This is a genomic window from Vagococcus carniphilus (assembly GCF_014397115.1).
GTDB lineage: Bacteria > Bacillota > Bacilli > Lactobacillales > Vagococcaceae > Vagococcus > Vagococcus carniphilus.
Genome location: NZ_CP060720.1, coordinates 2,274,097 through 2,295,216 on the forward strand (window position 1 = coordinate 2,274,097; position 21,120 = coordinate 2,295,216).

Genomic DNA, 21,120 nt, shown 5'->3' on the forward strand with positions numbered 1-21,120 from the left:
AATTTATTCAATCTTAAAAGACTACGCCACTTTCTAATAAAATATTGGCATATGGTGACATTTCACCTGTACGAATAAAAGCATGACACTCATTTAAATCTTGCTTCATTTCGCTATGTGGGATAAATTCAATTGGTGTTTCAGGTAATCTTTCTTGAATTTGTTTTAAAACAACTGGATTCATCTCTTTAATTTCTTCTGCTAAATAAACTTTTTGAACTTCTAATTCTTCTAAAACATTATTTAAAACATCCATAAAACTTGGAATACCATTGTCTACGGCTAAATCAATTTTTTCTGTTGTCATTGGAACTGGCATACCAGCGTCCCCAATACTTAATTTATCAAAATGGCCCATTTGAGAAATAACTCTTGAAATATCTGAATTAATAACTTTTGATTTTTTCATTTTTAATTATCCTTTCTTAAACCAATTCATTTTTATATGGAATTGAAGGTTGTGCACCAAAACGTTGAACTGTTAGAGATGAAGCTTTGTTACCATAAGTAATTGCTTCTTCAATATTACTAAAATCTGGTTTTAAAACTGTACTTAATGCTCCAATGAAAGTATCTCCTGCTGCTGTTGTATCAACTGCTTTTACTTTAAAAGCTGGAACAATTCCAGTTTTTCCATTCACATCATAAAAAGCACCTTTACTGCCGATTGTAATAATGACAGCTTCAATACCTAAGTTATGTAAGTAATCCGCAGCTTCTTTTAAACTTTTTTCATCAGTTACTTTAATACCTGTTAAAATTTCTGTTTCTGTTTCATTCGGAATAATCATATCAGTTACTGACAATAAATCTGTTGGAATATCGTTTAAAGCTGGTGCTGGATTTAAAATTGTTTTAACTTTTTCATTACGTGCAATATTAAACGCTTCCACTGTACTGTCCATAGCACTTTCAAATTGAGAAATAACAAAATCACTTTTTGAAATAGTTCCTGTTGACGCTTTCACTTGCTCTGGCGTAAAGCTATTATTAGCACCTGAGAAAATCATAATGCTATTTTCTCCTGCATCATCCACTGTGATAAAGGCTTGCCCTGTTGATTGATTATCTAATGTACTAACACCATCTGTATTAATTTCCTCATGAGATAATAAATCATTCATCATCATGCCTGCACCATCATTTCCGACTGCCCCGATAAAGTAAGTGTCTGCACCTGAGCGTTTAGCAGCTACTGCTTGATTAGCCCCTTTTCCACCGCCAGCTGTAAAATGTTCTTTAGCGTGTAATGTTTCTCCTGGTTTTGGCATTTGGTTCACTCTAAGTGTTGTGTCTAAGTTTATGCTTCCAATAACAGTAATCGTATTCATTTTTATCCCTCCGAATTATTTTATCTAGTTTTTAAAAATTAAAACGTTTTATTAAAACGTTTTAATAAGACAACAAAAATATAACACATGTTGAAAGCAATTTCAAGACAAGTCTATCAAAAAGTTAAAAAAGAATTTTTAAACAGAATTTAAACTAAGTTGATCTATTCTTTAAACTCATCTCTTTATAGTAGATAGCGAGGTGAGAAATATGAAAACAATCGTTCAAACAAAAAATTTATCGAAATCATTTAAAACGTATCAAGCAGTTAACCAATTAAATTTAGAAATAAAGGAAGGCGAAATATACGGTTTTCTTGGTCCAAATGGTGCTGGAAAATCAACAACGATTCGCATGATTCTAGGATTAATGAAGCCTTCTTCAGGTTCTGTCTTTGTTTTTAATAAAGACTTAGCTAAGGAGAGAATTGATATTTTAAAAGAAGTAGGAGCGCTAGTCGAAAATCCCTCCTACTATCCACATTTAACTGCAAGAGAAAATTTAGAAGTCATTCGAACTATTTTGAAGGTACCCGTATCTAGAATTGATGATGTTTTAGAAACAGTTAAATTATCACATGTCGCAAATAAAAAAGTGAAAGAATTTTCTCTTGGAATGAAGCAACGATTAGGGATTGCTCAAGCTATTTTACATCAACCTAAATTATTAATTCTTGATGAACCAACTAACGGTTTAGATCCTGAAGGGATTATTGAGATGCGCCTTTTATTAAAAGAGTTGGCTAAAAACGGGACAACTATCATTGTATCAAGTCATCTATTATCTGAAATCGAGCACATTGCGACAACTGTTGCTATCATCAATAAAGGAAATCTGCTGTATCAAGGGAAGATGACTGAACTAAAAGAAATATTCCAACCAAAAATTCGACTTCGATTAAACAACCCAAGTCTAGCTCTAACCATTATTGAGGGAGAAATAATTAATGACGACTTGATAATTGAGCAACAAACAGATGAAAGTATGGCAATACTAGTTAAACAATTGATTGAAATGTCTATTAAGATTTACCGAATTGAAGACATGGAGCAGTCTTTAGAAGACACATTTCTATCAATGATTGAGAGGGATACCAATGGGACAATTAATTAAATCTGAATTTCAAAAAATTAAAAGAAAAGGTTTTTGGTTTTTATCTTTCTTGGGAGCTTTTGGTGTTGTTAGTTTACAAGCTCTCAATTACGGTGTTAGAAAAGATTGGTTACTCCAACAAAATCCTGATTATTGGGAGTATTTTTTATTAAATATAACAAGCTACATTCCTATTGCCATTGTATTGGGAACGATTATATTGAGTACTCAAATTTCAAGTATTGAGGAAGAAACAAATGCTTGGAAAATGCAAGTTGCCTTGCCTATTTCTAAGAAAAGCCTTTATGCTGCCAAGTTTTTTGTTGTTCTTTTCTTTTTAATCATAGCTTGCGTACTGCTTACCTTATTTACTTTATTTCTTGGCTTGTTTCTTGATTTTAATCAACCCATTCCAGTTTTAGCTATTATTAAACAAAGCTTTTTACCTTTTTTAGCCGTATTACCTATTGCTAGTTTTCAGCTTTGGGTAGCTGTAATTGCTAAAACACAAGCAACGCCAATTACTATAGGTGTCTTAAACTTTTTGTTAACTTACTCTTCACAATCATTACCAGACTGGGCCCCTTGGAGCTGGATAAGATTACCCAATCCACTTATAAACTCTTTGTTAGGTATTGGGGTAGGTCTAATAATCTTTTTTATCGGTCAACAAGATTTTTACAGAAAGGATGTTAAATAATGATTGCTCTTTTAAAATCCGAACGCGTTAAATTAAAACATCAACATCTTTTAACCATTTTATTAGTTGGACCTCTGCTTAGTTTATTTATTGGTTTAATCAATCCTATGGTTAAACATATGGATGAGTTTAATCCTTGGTTAGTTACTCTTATGTTTGTTAACCTTCCTTATGCTCTTTTATTTTTACCCTTAGCAACAGGAATATTAGCTGGTATCATTTGTCGATACGAACACCTCGCTGGAGGTTGGAAACAATTGGTTGCCTTACCTGTTAAACGATATCAAATTTATTTAAGTAAGTTTCTAATGATTGTTTTATTGGTTCTTGTGATGCAACTTGTTTATGGTGTAGTTATTTTTATGACAGGAGTCATCAATCAATTTAATGAACCTTTTCCATTTGAACAAATTCTTAGCTTTATTCTACTTGGATGGTTAGCCACTTTTCCAATGATTGCTCTTCAATTATTTGCTAGTATGCATTGGCGTAGCTTTGCAGTTTCTTTTACAATGAATATCTTTTTTACCATCCCAAGTATTTTAGCCATCAATTCAGAAAGATTTGGTCCCTTCTATCCTTGGGCTCAACCCTTCTTTATGATGTACCCTAGTGAAAACAGCTTAGGTTTCTCTTTAATATCAATTCAACAAATGATTTTAGTTACTGGAGTAAGTTTCCTCGTCTTTTTCTTAATGGGAATTATCTCCTTCCATCGTAAAAATATTTAAAAACCTTATCGTATCTTTGAGTCATAATAACGCTCAAGATACGATAAGGTTTTAATTTTTTTCTTTTAACATGATTTTTGTTCCCAATTGATTACTTTCTATTTTAAAGGACAGAGACATTTTTTTCGTCATCAAATCAATCACATTCAGACCGATTCCTGCTCCTTTATTTTCAGAATGAGCTTCAATGCCTGGTCCTTTATCTTGAATAACTAAGCAATTATCTTTTAAAAAGATACCAAGATATTTGCCACTATCAGCATGTCTTAAGACATTTTGAAACACATTATCTAACACTCTAGAAAACTGATTATCATCTACTACCCAAGTTGTTTGCTCTAATTCTACTTCTACTTCAAAATCTCTTTCTTCAAACACTGGATACCATAAAGCTATGGAATGGTTCACTAAACGATCAATTCGATTTTCTTCCAATTCAAATGTCACTTTATCTGCTGTTAGTAACGTGTATGACATCAAATTATCAATTAATTCACTCATCTTATCGATATTTTGGTCAATTAAGTATTGATTTTCTTTAGGTATATCTCGACTAGCTGCTCTAATTTTAGTTAAAGGTGTTTTTAAATCATGTGATAGATTAGCAATCAGTTCTTTTCTTAACTGCTCTTCTTCTTCTTGTTTTTCTTTTGCTTCTTCTAATTCATCAATCATTTGATTAAAAGCTACTTCTACTTTACCAATTTCATCTTTTTTAGCGACTTTCGTATGAACTGGAAGTCCATTTTCACGAACTGTCATGGCTTTTTCAAGTCTAACAAGCCGTTTGATTATTTTAAAGAAAAAGATAAAAGAAATGATTAAATAAAGTATTAAAAAGATTCCACCAATGTAGATAAAACTATTATCTACTTTAGTTGGTGTCACTACATCTCTTGGTATTTGTAAAACTAAAAAGCCATTTTCTTCATTGTCACCAACAAAACGGATAACCGTATAAAGTTCAGCATCATAATGTTCTTGGATAAACCTAGTTGTGTTCATCGTATCCCATATTTTAGGTAAAGATTCATCTATTTGGATATACCATTCTTTTTGAAGTTTTCCTTGTCCATCTACATAAAAATATTGGGACCTTTCAAATTGGGAATGCCATTTTTCAACTATTTTATCAATTGAATCAGGAGCAGCTTCTTTAACATCTTTTGTCCATTTCTCTTCGATTTGAGTTAGATTTAATTGATTGTTCTTCATTTTTTCAAAATTAGCACTAAACAAATAGAGTATCATAACTGTTTGTAAAAAACCTAGAGCTATCACTATCAGTACAATAAAACGAAAGAATAAAGAGTTAGCTATTTTCTTCATAGACGAACCCTATACCCAATCCCCCTATTTGTTTCAACAATTTCTGGGTGTGAAGGATCTTCTTCTATTTTTTCTCTCAAATAACGAATATGAACCATTAGCGTTTTATCCCCATCTATATAATCTTCATTCCAAACAGCTTCATATAATTGTTCCTTTGTTAGAATCTGATTACCATGAACAATAAAATAATTTAGTAAGGCATACTGTTTTTGTGTTAATAAAATTTCTTGAGTATTATTTGTGTTGATGATGGTTTTATTTTTTAGATTAATTTCTAAATGTTTAACAGAAATGACTTCTTCATCTTTTTCAAAACGTCGTAATAATACTTGCATTCGAGCTAATATTTCTTCTACTTGAAAAGGCTTGGTGATATAGTCATCTGCTATACTTAATCCTTCCAACTTATCTTCTAGTTGAGAACGAGCTGTTAGCATAATAATTGGTAAATTGGTTTGCTCTTTCTTCAATCTTCGTGCAATTGAGAACCCATCTAGTCCTGGTAACATGACATCTAAAATAGCCAAATCAAATGTTATCTCTTCAGAATGATGCTCTTTAAATTCATGATAAGATTTAAAAGCATAGACTTCATAATGAGCTTTTGTTAATTCCGCTCTTAACCACTCATTAATTTCTTTTTCATCTTCTATGTAAAGTATTTTCATATCCTACTCATCCTAAATTTGTCTTGTTGAAAATCGATTAATCAAATTAACTGGTAATTTTTTGATTACTTGTTCTTGTTTTGGATGCTCAATTCTTTCAAGTAACATCTCTGCTGTTTGTTGTCCTAACTCATAAATTGGTTGAGCAATCGTTGTTAATGGCGGTGTGACATACTTGCACATATCAACATTATCATAACCAACAACGCTATAATCATCAGGAATACTTTTATCAAAATCTTTTAAGCCTAAATAAAGACCAAAAGCAATCTCATCATTGATGGCAAAAATACCAGTTACATCAGTTTCAACAATTTTTTTTGCGGCTTTTCTTCCGCCTTCTTTTGATAATGAAGAATAGATTATAGATATATTTTCATCCATAACCTCTTTAAATCCTTCTAATCTTCTTGCTATGTTAGTTGTCGCATTCTCTGGGATAACAACTGCTACTTTTTTATGCCCCAGAAGTTTTAGATGGAGTGCAGCTAGCTTTCCTCCTGAAAAGTCATCTGTTTGGATACTATCACTATTTTCGTCGGAAGATTTTTGATCCAATATGATAAATGGGTGGTTTTTATTAACTAGCAATTGTTGGATGTCTTTATCTGAAATTGCAGAACTTGCAATAATAAAACCATCTACCCCTCTTCTACTAAGCTCTTCTAAAACAAGGCTTTCCTTTTTATTATCCCCATTTGCATTACAAAGCATTGTAATGAAATTTTCTTTATAAAGAACGTCTTCAATTCCCCGTACAAGAGTTGAAAAAAAAGGATTTGAAATATCGGGTACTAGAACTCCAATTGTTTTGCTCTTTTTCATGACCATTCTTCTAGCAAAATAATCAGGAACATAATTTAATTCATCTTTTATTTTTAAAACTTTTTCCACTGTTTTTGGACTAAAGTTTTTACTATTACCATTAACAATTTGGGAGACTGTTGCAATTGATACACCAGATGCTTTTGCAACATCTTTGATAGTTACTTTTTTCTCTGCCATTTCACGACACACCTCATCTTCATCATTGCTCTCATTGTAACCGATTTTTTTACAATTCTCATTAAAATAATGGAAAAAACCTTCTATTTGACTAGTTACTTCTTTAATTGTGTTATCACAATGAATAATTTTTCTTTATTCAATATCATGGCATTATCATAGTTACTATATAATTGAACTTCAAATTCATCTGTCAATTCGATAAACGCTCCTTTATATTCATCATACTCATTTTCAAAAATTTGAGCATATTCTTTTAAAGGCATTGATTTTTCTCGAGGATATTTCTTTTGTGCCTCAGTAAGAATTAAGTGGTATATTTTTTCAAACGGAGGATTCTTTCTAGTTAATAAAACTGAAGTATAGACATAAAACCAATTGTTAATAACGACAAGCAAGAGTGTACAAAGTAAAATCAAAATTAATATTAATAAAAAATAGTTTAGTTGTTTTTTATTTTTGGTAGTTTCTTTTTCTTTAGATATTTCATTTTCCTTCTCTATTTTTTTAGAGTCATCTTTTTCAGATTGATTTGTTTCTTTTGTTTTTAATTCTTTTGAATCAACTGTCTCCTTTTTTACTTTATTCTCTTTTTTATTTCCATTTTGTGGTTGATTAAATGTTGGTGTTGGTTCAAATGAAAGCCAACCAAATCCTTCAAAATAAACCTCCACCCACGAATGAGCATCCTTATTTCGAATGATATACACATCTCTATCATTTTCTTTCGTGATAACACTCCCCGTGTTAAATCCTTTTACCCACCTAGAAGGAATTTTTATTGTTCTAAGCATCGTCACCATCGCAGTAGAATAATTATTACAATAACCTACTTTTGAATCAAAAAGAAAATGATCTACATAGTCTTGATCTTCCTCTGGATAGGATACTTCTTGTTTAGAATATGACAATTCAGAATTATTCTTTAGATACGCTTCAACTGCTCTTACTTTAGAAATAGTATCAGTTTTATCTTTGGTTACTTGCTTTGTTAACTTTTCTATTCTTTTTGGAAAATTATTAGGTAATTGTAAATAATCTATTTCGCTCTTTGGCGACTTATTAGAACTAGATTTTAGTTGTTCATCAGAAATAGCTAATTCTTGTATGGTCATTTCTACTTGGTTTTTATAATTACTTTCTTTTGAATCAATACGGTCTGTTGCCAAATTTTGTGAAAAATAACTGGTATTATCAGTTCCTTTTACAATTAAATCACCATACGTAATTGGTATATATTTTTTCGAATAGTAAAAAGTCATGTCGATTACTTCTTTTGTTTCATCTACCAAATTTTTCTTTTCTATTAGTAACTGGTCCGTAAAATCACTATTTTGGGATTGGCTATCTTTAGAAGCAATCCAGCCCTTACCAGTATATGTATCCTTACTACCAATTCTCCAATAATGTGGATTTTTTTGAACGACTTTAAACTGCTCTGTTTCATCATCATATAAAGCTCCACCTAGCTCGCTGTCATCTTCATCAAAGCCCGTGCTACTTGCTTCTTTATACTTTCGACTATTGATGTAAGCATACAGACCCTTATTTTCTATTTTGGAGCGGTATGGTGCACTAAAACTAAGGATACTTGCTTGAATCTTTTGTGTTGGTAAAAGGACTGACATAAAGCTTACCCCTATGATAAATACAGACGAAATAAGAAATAATTTATTACTTTTCATCAACAATAAATTTCTTGTCACTAAAGTTAATCCAATAACTAATAAAATATTGGGAACAATGGATAAGTCATTAAAAATATTTAACAGTAACAAATAAAAAACAATAATAAATCCAACAAGTAATACCTGTTTATTGACCATCTGAATCTCAATTAGACTAACTAAAAAAAGAAGTAATAAGAAAAAAGATAAATTAGAAGAATACTCCTGTGAATTATTTATAATAAGATCTTTTATTCCCTGATATTCTGTCAAAATAAAAGAGGTTATTGAAATCTTATTAACTAATAAATTTGGAAGAGAAACACCTAAAAAAGAAATGAATAAATAAAATAGTGTTCTAGACAGACCACTTGGAACAAAGCAACCCACTAAACATAGAACAAAAACGATAAATGGTAAAAATGAAATAAAAGGAATTTCAAACACCCATAGCATAGGCGTAAAAGAAGTAATGAATAACAAAATAGAAATAAGTAAAAATAAAAAAGTAGTTTTTCTAGACATCATTTAAAAAAACCTCCTCTTTTAAACTAGTAAAATCTACTACTTGAATCTTTTTACGCTTATCCAATTGATCTAACTGTTTTTCAAAACGTTTAGTTCTTTCTGGTGTAAAAATAATGAGATTCTCTGCTTCTAGTTCTGGAAATTCCCCTGGATCATCGCTTCTTTCTATTTCACAAAATTGATAAATACTAGGATTAAACCAGTACTTTGTTTCACTTTCAATTAATAAAAAATCAACATCGTCTATGATTTGGTAAAGAGAATAAAAAACAGCTAATGTTTGTTCGTAATAAAAACTTCTAACACCATAAAAAATTAGCAAAGGCCTAACTGATTTAACTTGTTCATACTCCTTAACAATCAAAGTTTGCTTCTTACTAGAAATTTTCCAATCAATTTGCTTAACAGAATCACCTTTTTGATAGGTTCTTAATTTTTCTAAATCAAATGTAGATTCTCCAAATCTCCATTTTTCTTCTTTTAACTTAATTAAAGGTAAAAGATTCATTACTTCTGGCAAAAAATGAGGTAAAACAAAGAGATTTGCTTTTATTAATTGTTTTTTTTCTTTATATAGCAAGCCAAATAAATCACTTGATCTTATTGTCATTTCAAGTGTTTTGTAAGCACCTCTTCTATTCGGAATTAATTCAATAACAAAATCTTCTCTTTTCTTAAAAAAAAGAGGGAGTATTTTTTGAAAAGATACAACAGCATTTTCAAGAACTAAAACAGGATAAAAAACTTTTATCTTACCCTTACTTTCTATTTCAATTTTCAAATGACTTTTTTCTCCAATTTCAAGAATCCTTTCATCTAAATCTTTAACATAAATTTTACTAATAGGAGAAATCATTGAAATGAGACTAATAAGAAAAAATAAAGTAAAAAAAGTTAATAAAATCCATCCTAATTTATTATTAAAGGTTACCGCGTATAAACAAAGAAGTGAGTAAATCACTAAAAATAAAAAACTATTTAGTTTATTCATCCTTATTACCTCCCAATTGGTACTGGGACATGTTTGATAATTTGATTTAATATTTTTTCGAGTTCAGCTTCTCTTGATTTACCGTGGTATTTTAATTGTAAACGATGACCAAAAACAGCTGGAACCAAGAGTTGAAGGTCACTAGGGACAACGTGCTCTCTACCTTCAGTTAAAGCATAGGCTTTAGCGGCTTTGATAAGCGCTTCACTTCCTCTTGGGCTTACGCCCAGTAAAATACTCTCATGCTCTCTTGTTGCTTGAACTAACTTCAATGCGTAATTTGCTACTTTTTCATGAATAAAAATTTGACTGACTTGGTTCTTTAAAACAGCTATTTCTTCTAGTGACATGATTGGTTCAATTGGTATTTCTTCTCTATTACCACCTAATATTAATTTCAATTCATCCTCAAAACTAGGATAGCCTATTTTTAAACGTAATAAAAATCGGTCTAATTGAGCTTCTGGAAGTAGGTAAGTTCCTTCAAATTCAACAGGATTTTGAGTCGCAAGAACTGTAAAATCATCTGATAATGAATAAGTTTGATTATCTATCGTCACACTTTTTTCTGCCATTGCTTCTAATAATGCTACTTGAGTTTTCGGTGTTGTTCGATTAATTTCATCTACTAATAAAAGGGTAGTAAATATAGGCCCCTTATGAAATTCAAATTTATTTTCTTTCTGGTTAAACATAGAAACACCTAAAATATCACTGGGTAATAAGTCTGGTGTAAACTGAACTCGTTTATAATCACTTTGAATAGCACTAGCAATTGTTTTAACCAAAAGAGTTTTTCCGACGCCTGGGACATCTTCAAATAGAATGTGTCCGCCAGCTAAAATAGCTGTTAACGTTAATTGTATGATGTCTCTTTTTCCTAAAATTGCTTTTGACACTTCATCTATTAGTTGGGGAATCTTGTTTTTTTCTTCAGTCATCGTTCTACCATCCTCTCTTTGTATTTTATTATACTATATTTTCTTATTTTTCTTATTAAAGACATGAAATAGACTGTATATCCTATGATATAATCATAATGAGGAGTTATATGGTAATTTAAAACACTATTTTTCTTTATGATTACAGGAGGAGTAAACATGGATCATTATAAAATTCTAGGAATTGATGAAAAGGCAACAATCGATGAAGTTCGTGCAGCTTACGCAAAAAAGCTAAAAAATATCGATATGTCAAGGAATTTAAAAGACTATCAAGAATTAAGAAAAGCCTACAATGACATTTTAAAAACAATCAATAACAGAGAAACATACTCTTTTCAAGACAGTACCCCTAAATCTAAAGTCGATATTCAAAAAAATGAAACAGTTATTGAAAGCAACAAGCCTACAACTATCAAAGAAGAAATTTCTAAAAACGTTGAAAGTACAACACAAATAGATGAGTCAAAAAGAAATGAAAAGCCTACACAAATTGAAATAGAACCATTGAAAAACAAAATAAATCAAATAATAGAAGAAAAGAAAAAAACAGAAGTCAAAAAAAGAAACGCTAAAAAGGATCCTCTTCCAAAAAGGGAAGCACCAACAAGTCATTTTATAGAGGACATGACAACTTATTTAGCCCAAAAGAACTTTTACAATGATGGTCATGGTTGGTCTAATCTACTCTCCCCTTACTTACATCAATCAGAAGATATTAAAAATCACGTTCAGACAGTAATGAAAGTCTATTTGATTGAAAACTACTCACTCCTTGACGATAAAACACGACAAGAAATTATTAAACTTTGTGAGTTAACTGAAAGAAATTATGATACTGATCAGGATAAAACTATTTTTAAAAAGCGAGTTGTTAAAGAAAACTATTTAAACTATGACATATTTAATCACGTTGATAAAAATAGTCGTAATCAATATTTTAAATTAAGATATAAATTTCATGATTATATTCAAGTAGAAAACTCCCATACATCAATACCTGTCACAGACTTAAACGAAGTTTCTTCCATGTCTTATTTAGATGATGACTTTATTTATTTGAATAGCCTGTGCTTGCTGTTAGAAGACGCCGAACCTAAAACAAAAGAAATTAAACTTCTTTTAGCTAAAATTACTTCTGATAAATATCATCATGATGTTAAAGTGCTAAGTGATTATCTTAATTTTCTAGAAGGAAAAAGAAATTTTGTTATTACTAGTGCTGACATCATTAGCTTGAGCTGGGTATCAGAAGATACGAAAGAAAAAATCATTTCTCAAATGAAAATTTTTAAAACAAAAAAGATTGTTCCAGAACAAAATCAAAAGAGGAATACAAATCGGATTCAAGGAAAAAAACAAGTCGAGAAAAAAGCCAAAAAAAAATTTAAAAAAATTTTTGCTATTATATTGGTAGTAGTTCCTATCTTTTTTGTATTAATCAGCTCTCTTGATGAAGTAGATTCTAACAAAAATTCTCAACAAGATAACGATGAGGTCTCTAAATTTCAAAAAGAAAAAGGAGAAAAAGAAAGAAGAAATGACTACATAAAAATTAGAAAAGAAGAGAGAGAAGAGAGAGAAAAAATCAACTATCAATTATTTCGTTATCTCTTTTCTAGTAAAGAACAACTACATGAAGATGTTTATATTTCAGATGAAGCTTTAGAAAAATTAAATACACTTAAGAAGGATTACGAAAATACTTTAGATTATTCAACCGAAATTTCTAGACCTAAACCAACAGGCTCCCGATACTTATCAGATGACAATCAACTAGTTGTTTACGTATCATTTGATCTATTAGATGACTTTTATTTAAAGTTAACCGTAGATAAACAAAATAAAATTGTCGATATAGAAAAAATTGAAGAAGACAATTTAACTTACCTTGAAAATATTGGAACTTATGATTCAATAGAATACTTTTTCAAAGATATTAATAGAAGATACGATGGGGTTGAGGCTTTTAAAGAAGAGTTAAATCAACTTTATGATACCTACATGACTGAATCAATGTATAATAGTTTGGAAAATATAACTGAAAGTGACTTAGAATACTTAGATACTTTTGGTTATTCATATCCTTTAGTTATAAAACCCGAAAATGTCAAAACACATGCTGTTGTTCTTGCTAATCAAAAAGGGGAAGTTCTTTTCATTGAATTCAATGAAGAAAATAAAATAAACCAACTTTACTCTGATTACTTTGAAAATGTACCTGATAACTACACAAAATCAATTGAAGATAAATCTCCTCTCGGTTTTATAAAAAAACCATGGCGATATGACGTTGGATCGAAAAGATAAAAAAACAGTTTGACTTTTAAGTCAAACTGTTTTTTATCTTTTATTTAGTCATCTAATTCAAACTCCAATACTTTACCACTTTTAGCATCTATTTTAATTTGGGCTTCCTTACGTCCTTCTACTCCTTTAACTTCCCAATAAGTTGTGCTTAAATCTTTATCTAAACTCCATTCCTGTGCAGTACCAAAACCTGTTTCTTTTTCAGCAATTATTGTAGCTTCATCAATCGAAATAATATCTTTTAAGTCTAATTTATCTTGTTTTCTTTTGACACCAGCTCTATCTTCTTTATCCAGTTTTTCTGATTTGTCACGAAGAATTTCTTTTGACGAAGCGTTGATAGTTAAATCATACTCAGTTTCATCATCAACTCCCTCAATCTTATAAACTAATCCGCTACGTTCTGATTCAAGTTCTACTGAAGTAATATCTGTTTTAGGATGTTTTTCTTGATAGATTTTAATAGCATCTGACACATCGATTGTTTTAACTTTTTCAACTTTTGTTTTTTCACTTACTTGAGAGTCTGTTGTTGATACATTTGTTGTCTTATTTTTAGATTCACTTGCTGGTTGCTGTACCGTTTTATTGCCACACCCTACCATAACACCTAGTAACACGAAAGTAATACCTGCCAATAAAGTTTTTTTCATCATTTTTCTCTCCTTATTATTTATTCATTTGATACTATTATCATAACAAATATTCTTTTTTTCTAAACTCATTTCATTTAAAGTTCAGATGAAGATTTCTTCATTTTTTTATCTAAAATAATCTAACTTGCTTTTTTTTATTTTTAGGACTATAATTTTCACAATTATTAAATGATAAATTTTTGAAGAAGATTAGTAGCAATATTTTTACTTTTAGAGAGTAAGTGGTTGGTGAAAACTTACATAAAAATAGTGTGAATGGCCTTCTGAATGATCTTTCAAATATGTTTACATTAGTAGAAAGGTCCGCTAACTAGCGTTATTAGTGTAGGTTAACTACGTGAGTTAATTTTGAGGTGGTACCGTGATTTCAGTCACCCTCAAACAAGTTTTGCTTGTTTGAGGGTGACTTTTTTTATTACAAGGAGGAAAAAAATGGAAAAAATATACTTAACAGGGGATCGTCCCACAGGAAAATTACATTTAGGTCATTATGTTGGTTCATTAAAAAATAGAGTAGCTATTCAAGAGTTAGAAAATACGCAGCAGTTTATCATGATTGCCGATCAACAAGCCTTAACCGATAATGCGGATAATCCGTTAAAAATTCAGAAAAGTGTCAGAGAAGTCATTTTAGACTATTTAGCTATTGGGCTAGACCCAGCAAAATCAACTATTTTTATTCAATCAAAAATTCCTCAACTATCTGAATTAATGATGTATTACTTAAATCTCGTAACAGTATCCCGTCTCTACCGAAATCCAACTGTTAAATCAGAGATGAAAGAAAAAAACTTTGAAACAAGTTTACCTGCTGGTTTTCTGACTTATCCAGTCAGCCAAGCAGCAGACATTACAGCCTTCAAGGCAACTCATGTGCCAGTTGGTGGCGATCAATTACCTATGATTGAACAGACAAAAGAAATTGTTCGAAGTTTTAATCGTATTTATAACACCGATTGTTTAATTGAGCCTGAAATTGTTCTTCCTAAAAAAAATCAAGAACGTCTAAAAGGAATTGATGGACAAGGTAAAATGAGTAAATCCCTTAATAACGGTATTTATCTTTCTGATGATGAAGCCACTATTAAGAAAAAAATTATGAGTATGTATACTGACCCTAACCATATTCATGTTTCAGATCCTGGACAAGTTGAAGGGAACATGGTTTTTGAATACCTAGATATTTTTGCGACTGATAAAAATGAAGTAGAACAATTAAAACAACACTACAGAGAAGGTGGACTTGGTGATGTTAAGATTAAAAATTATCTAAATGAAATCTTACAAGAAACTTTGTTATCTATTCGATTAAAACGCAATGAATTTGAAAAAGATGATGCTTATCTAATGGAAATTCTAAAAGCTGGAAGTTTAAAAGCCGAGGAACGCGCAACAGAAACACTTGATGAAGTTAAACGAGCAATGGGAATTAATTATTTTTAGTAACCCTTTTATTTAGAAAAGGATATAATAATATTTAAAGGAGTGAATTCAATGAACCAAGAGAAATTAAGTCCAAAAACAGATTTTTATGAATACGTTAATGAAAAATGGTTGAAGGAAGCAGAAATCCCTTCAGATAAACCTAGTATCAATAGCTTTTCAAGTCTTGCTGATGAAATCGAAGTTCTCTTAATGGAAGATGTTAAGAAAATGGCAACAGGTGACATTCCAGTGACATCAAAAGAACTTCAATCATTTAAAGATTTCTACGAATTGGTTTCTGATGAAGAAACAAGAAACAACCTTGGCATGACACCTATAAAAAATCGTTTAAATCGAATCAACGATTTAAATGCTTTAAGTGACTGGAGTAATCAATTAGAAGATTGGCTATTGTCTGGCTATCCTAATCCCTTTGTTTTAGATGTCAGCTCAGATATGGAAAAAGCAGATACATATGGCGTTTATCTTGCTCCTACTAATTTAATTTTACCTGACACTACTTATTATGATGAAAAACATCCTAATAAAGAAGAGCTTCTTACGGTTTACAAAGGTATGATGATAAAATTACTTAAAATGGTAGGTTACAAAAAAGATGAAGCAGAATTAATTGTTGTAGACTGTCTTTCTTTCGATGAAAGTTTAGTACCTTTTATTAAGAGTGCTGAAGAAAGTGCGGATTATACTAAAATGTATAACCCTAAAACACTCGAAGAAGTAGCTAATTATCATTCTTCTATTAATTTTAATCAGTTCTTAACTGCCCTACTAAAACAATCGCCAAACAAAATTATTGTGACAGAACCTAACTATTTTGAAAAGTTAGAAAAACTAGTTTCTGATGAAACCTTTGAAAAAATGAAACATTGGATGATTTGTTCGTATGTTCTTTCTTTTAGTCATTTATTAACAGAAGATTTTAGACAAATTGCTAATCAATATAGCTTAGCTCTTTCTGGCGCAAAAGAAGCTTTCTCAAAAGAAAAAACCTATTTTTATCAAGCAACTGGACAGTTTAATCAAGTAATTGGTCAATACTATGCTAAAAATTATTTTGGTCAAGCTGCTAAAGATGATGTACATGAAATGGTTCAGCAGATGATTCAAATCTATCAAGAACGTTTATCAAAAAATGAATGGCTAGAGGAAGAAACTAAAAAAACAGCTATTTTAAAACTTAATCGATTAGGTATTCATGTTGGCTATCCCGAAGAGATACCTTCGATTTACTCTCGTTTTATTACAACAAGCAAAGCTGATGGAGGTTCTCTAATCGAAAATGTTGAACAGTTTAACAAGATTACTTCTGATTATTCCTTCCGTCGCTACAACCAAAAAGTTGATCGTAATGAATGGGAAATGAGTGCTGATACCGTTAACGCTTATTATCATCCTCAAAAAAATGTTATTGTCTTTCCAGCTGCTATTCTTCAAGCTCCGTTCTATGATTTTAAACAATCAAGAAGTGCAAATTATGGTGGTATTGGAGCTGTCATTGCTCATGAAATCTCTCACGCGTTTGATAATAATGGCGCTAAATTTGATGAATTAGGCAATCTTAATGATTGGTGGACTGAAACAGACTTAGCACATTTTGAAGAACTAACAAAACAAATGATTGAACAATTCGATGACATACCTTTTGGTAACAGTAAAGTTAATGGAACACTGACTGTATCTGAAAACATTGCTGATGCTGGTGGTTTAAGTTGTGCCCTTGAAGCTGCTCAATTAGAAGAAGACTTTAGCGGAACTGATTTATTTGAAAATTGGGCGCGTATCTGGCGTCAAAAATCTCAAGAACAATACATTGATTTACTTTTAGCTGTTGATGTACACTCACCAAATAAGTTAAGAGCTAATATTCAAGTAAAAAATCTAGACGAATTTTACCACTTGTATGATATTACAAAATCAGATGCCATGTACTTGGAACCTGAAAAAAGAATTAGTATTTGGTAAAAATTAGCACAAATAAACGTAAAAAAAGGCCATCTTTGATGATAGCCTTTTTTTACATTTTAGGTAAATTTACTTTAAAAATGGTTCCTTTTGGCTCATTATTTTTAATATCAATCGTTCCTCTATAGGAAGAGACAATTTTCTCAACGATTGATAAACCAACTCCAGAACCTTCTGTTTGGCTAGTTCTTGAATTATCGACACGATAAAATCTTTCAAAAACTCGTTTCTTTTCCTTATCAGAAATTCCCAAACCATAATCTGATACAGTAAAAATAATAGTTGATGTTGTTTCTTCTAAAGCTATTTTAATCTCGGTTTCACCTGGCGAATATTTAATAGCATTTTCAATTAAATTTTGAAAAATCTGCTGAAATTCACCTTTTCTACCAAAATAAGATACATCATTTTTTACTTCTGTTATAAATTCAAAGGTAGTCAATAATTGAACTTTCTCAATCTCATATAGAAGCAACTCTGATAAATTAATTATCTCTTTTGGTGTTGTTAAATCTTCTCGCTCAAGCGTTAATAGCTGATTACTCAACGTCTCTAACCTCTTTGATTCTTTATCAATAAAATCAATGGAGTTTGGAATAACTTCTGGATGACTTTCTCCTCTTCGTTTAATGAGTTGAACATGTCCTCTAATCGCTGCTAAAGGTGTTCTGATATCATGAGACGCATTGGTTATAAACTGTTTTTCTCTTTCAATAGCTTCTTTTTGCTCTTTTATCAATTGATTAAATGCTGTAGCAACATTCGATATTTCAATAGGATTATCTGGAATAGTTAATTCTGCTTGCTTCATTAAATCGACTTGTGCAATTTCTTGAGACATAACACTTAACTTATTGCTCCATCTTCTCATGCTAAAATAAATTAGGATGCTCCCAAAAATAACTGCCATTAAATTAAGAATAAGGCTAATTAATATCATTCCAGAAACGAGTTCAGTTGCCATTTCAGCATTAACAGCCAGTTTAAAACTAAAATCATTCGCTTTTTCTTCTACGACATAATATAATTCGTCATCACTTAATACAATATTTTTTAATATCTTAAAACTTTTTCCCTCTTCTAATTCATGAAAGACTTCCTTGCTCTCATTGGAAAAAAAGACTTTTCCTTCATTTGTTTCAACAATCAAAGCATCATCATCTTTTTTAGAAACAAATGTATCTATCATTTTTTCCCAATCAGTTTCTTGATTTTGTTCTCTTTTCAAAGTACTAACAATACTTTTAGCTTTATTCTCAACAAACTCATAAACAAATCTAGAAGCAGCCACAATATAAAGAAGATTCATTACAAGTAAAACACCTAGAAAAATAAGTAAAAATTGTTTTGTTAATTGGTATTGGGCCGTTCTTTTCTTAGTCATCTTCTTTCCTCAAAACATACCCAACACCTCTAACAGTTTGAATCATTTTACCAAAGGTTTTGGCACCTAATTTATTACGCAATGTTCGAATATAAACATCTACTACGTTAGTTTGACCATCGTAATCGTAATCCCAAACTTCATTAAGTAATTCATCTCTTGTTTTGACAATTTCAGGTGTCTTGATTAGTTCGTATAATAGTCCAAATTCTTTTGGTGTTAAATCAATAACCTCTTGATTTAAACTAACTTGGTGTTTGGCAATATCCATTGTAATACCTTGATAGCCAATCTGAATACTTTCCTTTTCTCGTTTATCTAGTCTCCTTTCAATCACTCTAATACGAGCAAATAATTCTTCAATTTCAAAAGGTTTCGTTAAATAATCATCTAGTCCTGTATCTAATCCAATCACAATATCTGTTGTTTGGTTTCTTGCCGTCATCATAATAATCGGCATATCACTTTGTTTTCTAATTCTTCTTGCTACAGTAATGCCATCATAAATTGGTAACATCCAGTCAAGCAAAATTAAATCAAGAGATTCTTTTTTACTTTCAAAAATAGATAGGGCTTCTTGACCATCCTTGGCCAAAGTCACTTCATATCCTTCAAATTGTAGTTCAGTTTGAATAAAACTAGCTAAACTTGCTTCATCTTCCACCAATAAAATATGTGAATTACTCATTCTTATCACTCCTTGTAAAGCTTCTTATCTTAATTTTACTAGATTAAATGAACTCTCACCACTTTAAAAGTTAAAAAGAAAATGAAGATTTCTTCATAAATAAAAAGCAACTACCCTAAACACAGGTGTTTAGGATAGTTGCTAATAATTTCTACTTCATTCTCTTTAAATCTCTTTCATAATCAGATTCATTCGAACGACTGACTCTTCTCATACGTCCTTTGATAGGTGTTTTTTGTAATGTTTTTAAAACAAGAGGACCTTTGCCATTTAAAATTTCCACAAAAGTAGAGATGTCTTTTAAATCAATAACACCAATGTCATCTCCTGTTACACCTTCAATGTTACAAATAGCCCCTACAACGTCTCCAGGTCGCATTTTAGTTTTTTTACCTGCATTAATATGAATTTTCATAATATCTTCTTTGAAATCGAAGCCTTTATCTTTTTTTAGTTGCGGTTTTTGACTTTGTTTTTCGTTAAATGCCATCTTATATTTTTCAACAGTTGCTTTAGACGGACAAGCTATTTCTTCAATTAATCTATCTTGTATTTTTAAGATTTCCTCAAAAGATGCTTTATCTTTTGGATTGATTAAAGACAAGGCTTTTCCACTGTTTTCAAAACGAGCTGTTCGACCAATTCGATGAACATATGTCTCTGGTTTTTCAGGTAAATCATAGTTAACAACTAAACCAATATCTGCTACATCAATTCCTCTTGCTGCAACATCTGTTGCCACTAAATGTCTGAAATAACCTCGTTTAAAATCTTTTATCACTTGGCTACGATCACTTTGTTCCATACCACCATGAAGCATATTTATCTTAATACCAGATTTTTGTAATTCACTTGTTAATTTATCTACCATGATTTTTGTGTTACAAAAAATAATACTACTATCAGGATTATCTACAATTAAAATATCCTTCATCGTTCTTAATTTATTTCCATCTTCTACTCGAATAAATTGTTGATGAATTCTTCTTTTAGTAGCTTCTGTTGTTTCTATTTCTACATATTGTGGTTTTTTTAAGATATTCTCTGATAAACTTTTAACAGCTTTAGGCATCGTAGCTGAAAATAGAGCAGTTGTTCTTTTTTTAGGTAATTCTTTTAAAATTTGTTCAACTTGTTCAATAAAACCCATTGCAAACATTTCATCTGCTTCATCTATGATAACTGTTTTAATCTTTCTTAAATCAATTGAACCTCGCTCAATATGATCGAATAAACGACCTGGTGTTGCTACGACAATGTGTGTTCGTTGTTTTAAATTTTTAACTTGTGATTGATAAGAACTTTTTCCAAAAAGTGCCTCTACTTTGATTCGTTTGTAACGACCAATATTAAAGATTTCTTCTTTAATTTGTGTAGCAAGTTCTCGTGTAGGTGTTAATACTAAAGCTTGAGGAGCACGCTCTTCCCATTCAACAAGCTCACATAACGGAATACCAAAAGCAGCCGTTTTACCACTACCTGTTTGAGATTTAACAATCACATCTTTTCCTTCTAAAAGAAGTGGGATAACTTCTTTTTGAACTTGTGTTGGATTTGTATAATTTAATACATCTAACGCTTTAATAATTGATTCATTCAATGGATAATGCAAAAATCTATTTTGACTCATTTAATCAACATCCTTCAATTTAACAAGTAAAATACCATTACCATTTAACTTGCTCTA

General features: G+C 30.7%; 18 protein-coding genes and 1 other annotated feature. Of the genes, 6 read left to right on the plus strand and 12 right to left on the minus strand.

Annotated elements, in window-relative coordinates:
- Window positions 1-13 precede the first annotated feature (13 nt).
- The gene (gene rbsD, locus H9L18_RS11120; RefSeq protein ID WP_126792263.1) at window positions 14-409 is read right to left on the minus strand and encodes a D-ribose pyranase; all 396 of its coding nucleotides are present in this window, start codon (window positions 407-409) and stop codon (window positions 14-16) included.
- 16 nt (window positions 410-425) lie between these two features.
- Entirely contained in the window at window positions 426-1,331 is a 906-nt protein-coding gene (gene rbsK, locus H9L18_RS11125; protein WP_126792261.1) for a ribokinase, read from the minus strand.
- Between the two features lie 211 nt (window positions 1,332-1,542).
- Here rbsK and H9L18_RS11130 point away from each other — a divergent pair, with 211 nt between their 5' ends.
- The 3 genes from H9L18_RS11130 to H9L18_RS11140 are packed head-to-tail and all read left to right on the plus strand — an operon-like array spanning window position 1,543 to window position 3,855.
- Window positions 1,543-2,445 carry an ABC transporter ATP-binding protein gene (locus tag H9L18_RS11130; RefSeq protein WP_126792259.1) on the plus strand — a complete coding sequence of 301 codons (903 nt, stop codon included), beginning with the start codon at window positions 1,543-1,545 and terminating at the stop codon, window positions 2,443-2,445.
- On the plus strand, window positions 2,429-3,124 hold the full coding sequence (locus H9L18_RS11135; protein ID WP_126792257.1) for an ABC transporter permease: 696 nt from the start codon (window positions 2,429-2,431) through the stop codon (window positions 3,122-3,124). The genes H9L18_RS11130 and H9L18_RS11135 overlap by 17 nt, the downstream gene beginning before the upstream one ends.
- Window positions 3,124-3,855, plus strand: coding sequence for an ABC transporter permease (locus H9L18_RS11140; protein WP_126792255.1), 732 nt, complete (start codon window positions 3,124-3,126; stop codon window positions 3,853-3,855). Before H9L18_RS11135 ends, H9L18_RS11140 begins: the two co-directional genes overlap by 1 nt.
- Before the next feature lie 51 nt (window positions 3,856-3,906).
- Here H9L18_RS11140 and H9L18_RS11145 read toward each other — a convergent pair whose 3' ends face one another.
- The 6 genes from H9L18_RS11145 to H9L18_RS11170 all read right to left on the minus strand — a co-directional run bounded on the left by H9L18_RS11145 (window position 3,907) and on the right by H9L18_RS11170 (window position 10,987).
- Window positions 3,907-5,184 carry a HAMP domain-containing sensor histidine kinase gene (locus tag H9L18_RS11145; protein WP_126792253.1) on the minus strand — a complete coding sequence of 426 codons (1,278 nt, stop codon included), beginning with the start codon at window positions 5,182-5,184 and terminating at the stop codon, window positions 3,907-3,909.
- On the minus strand, window positions 5,181-5,855 hold the full coding sequence (locus H9L18_RS11150; protein WP_126792250.1) for a response regulator transcription factor: 675 nt from the start codon (window positions 5,853-5,855) through the stop codon (window positions 5,181-5,183). The genes H9L18_RS11145 and H9L18_RS11150 overlap by 4 nt, the downstream gene beginning before the upstream one ends.
- A 12-nt stretch (window positions 5,856-5,867) precedes the next feature.
- Window positions 5,868-6,860, minus strand: a complete 993-nt coding sequence (gene rbsR / locus H9L18_RS11155) for a ribose utilization transcriptional repressor RbsR (protein WP_126792248.1) — start codon at window positions 6,858-6,860, stop codon at window positions 5,868-5,870.
- A 95-nt stretch (window positions 6,861-6,955) separates the two neighbouring features.
- Window positions 6,956-9,055, minus strand: coding sequence for a transglutaminase-like domain-containing protein (locus H9L18_RS11160; RefSeq protein WP_126792246.1), 2,100 nt, complete (start codon window positions 9,053-9,055; stop codon window positions 6,956-6,958).
- The gene (locus H9L18_RS11165) at window positions 9,045-10,046 is read right to left on the minus strand and encodes a DUF58 domain-containing protein (RefSeq protein WP_126792244.1); all 1,002 of its coding nucleotides are present in this window, start codon (window positions 10,044-10,046) and stop codon (window positions 9,045-9,047) included. The genes H9L18_RS11160 and H9L18_RS11165 overlap by 11 nt, the downstream gene beginning before the upstream one ends.
- 5 nt (window positions 10,047-10,051) lie before the next feature.
- Window positions 10,052-10,987, minus strand: coding sequence for an AAA family ATPase (locus H9L18_RS11170; RefSeq protein WP_126792242.1), 936 nt, complete (start codon window positions 10,985-10,987; stop codon window positions 10,052-10,054).
- 159 nt (window positions 10,988-11,146) lie between these two features.
- On the opposite strand from H9L18_RS11170, the gene H9L18_RS11175 reads away from it, so the two are divergent.
- A complete protein-coding gene (locus tag H9L18_RS11175) occupies window positions 11,147-13,297 on the plus strand; it encodes a J domain-containing protein (protein ID WP_126792240.1) in 2,151 nt (716 codons plus the stop codon).
- Window positions 13,298-13,341: 44 nt separating this feature from the next.
- Here H9L18_RS11175 and H9L18_RS11180 read toward each other — a convergent pair whose 3' ends face one another.
- Window positions 13,342-13,950: a PepSY domain-containing protein gene (locus H9L18_RS11180; protein WP_185847421.1), complete on the minus strand. Its 609-nt coding sequence runs from the start codon at window positions 13,948-13,950 to the stop codon at window positions 13,342-13,344.
- Window positions 13,951-14,123: 173 nt separating this feature from the next.
- Window positions 14,124-14,335: a binding site (T-box leader), on the plus strand.
- Window positions 14,336-14,385: 50 nt separating this feature from the next.
- Between H9L18_RS11180 and trpS the strand changes: the two genes are divergently transcribed.
- Both trpS and H9L18_RS11190 read left to right on the plus strand, forming a co-directional pair.
- Entirely contained in the window at window positions 14,386-15,396 is a 1,011-nt protein-coding gene (gene trpS, locus H9L18_RS11185) for a tryptophan--tRNA ligase (protein ID WP_126792236.1), read from the plus strand.
- A 51-nt stretch (window positions 15,397-15,447) separates the two neighbouring features.
- On the plus strand, window positions 15,448-17,361 hold the full coding sequence (locus tag H9L18_RS11190) for a M13 family metallopeptidase (RefSeq protein ID WP_126792234.1): 1,914 nt from the start codon (window positions 15,448-15,450) through the stop codon (window positions 17,359-17,361).
- 52 nt (window positions 17,362-17,413) lie between these two features.
- Here the strand turns inward: H9L18_RS11190 and H9L18_RS11195 are convergent, their stop codons facing one another.
- The 3 genes from H9L18_RS11195 to H9L18_RS11205 all read right to left on the minus strand — a co-directional run bounded on the left by H9L18_RS11195 (window position 17,414) and on the right by H9L18_RS11205 (window position 21,063).
- On the minus strand, window positions 17,414-18,745 hold the full coding sequence (locus H9L18_RS11195) for a sensor histidine kinase (RefSeq protein ID WP_126792232.1): 1,332 nt from the start codon (window positions 18,743-18,745) through the stop codon (window positions 17,414-17,416).
- Window positions 18,738-19,433 (minus strand): response regulator transcription factor, encoded by a 696-nt coding sequence (locus tag H9L18_RS11200; RefSeq protein ID WP_126792230.1) that lies wholly within the window; start codon window positions 19,431-19,433, stop codon window positions 18,738-18,740. The genes H9L18_RS11195 and H9L18_RS11200 overlap by 8 nt, the downstream gene beginning before the upstream one ends.
- A 151-nt stretch (window positions 19,434-19,584) precedes the next feature.
- Complete coding sequence (locus H9L18_RS11205; RefSeq protein WP_126792228.1) at window positions 19,585-21,063, minus strand: DEAD/DEAH box helicase; 1,479 nt, start codon at window positions 21,061-21,063, stop codon at window positions 19,585-19,587.
- Between the last annotated feature and the right edge of the window lie 57 nt (window positions 21,064-21,120).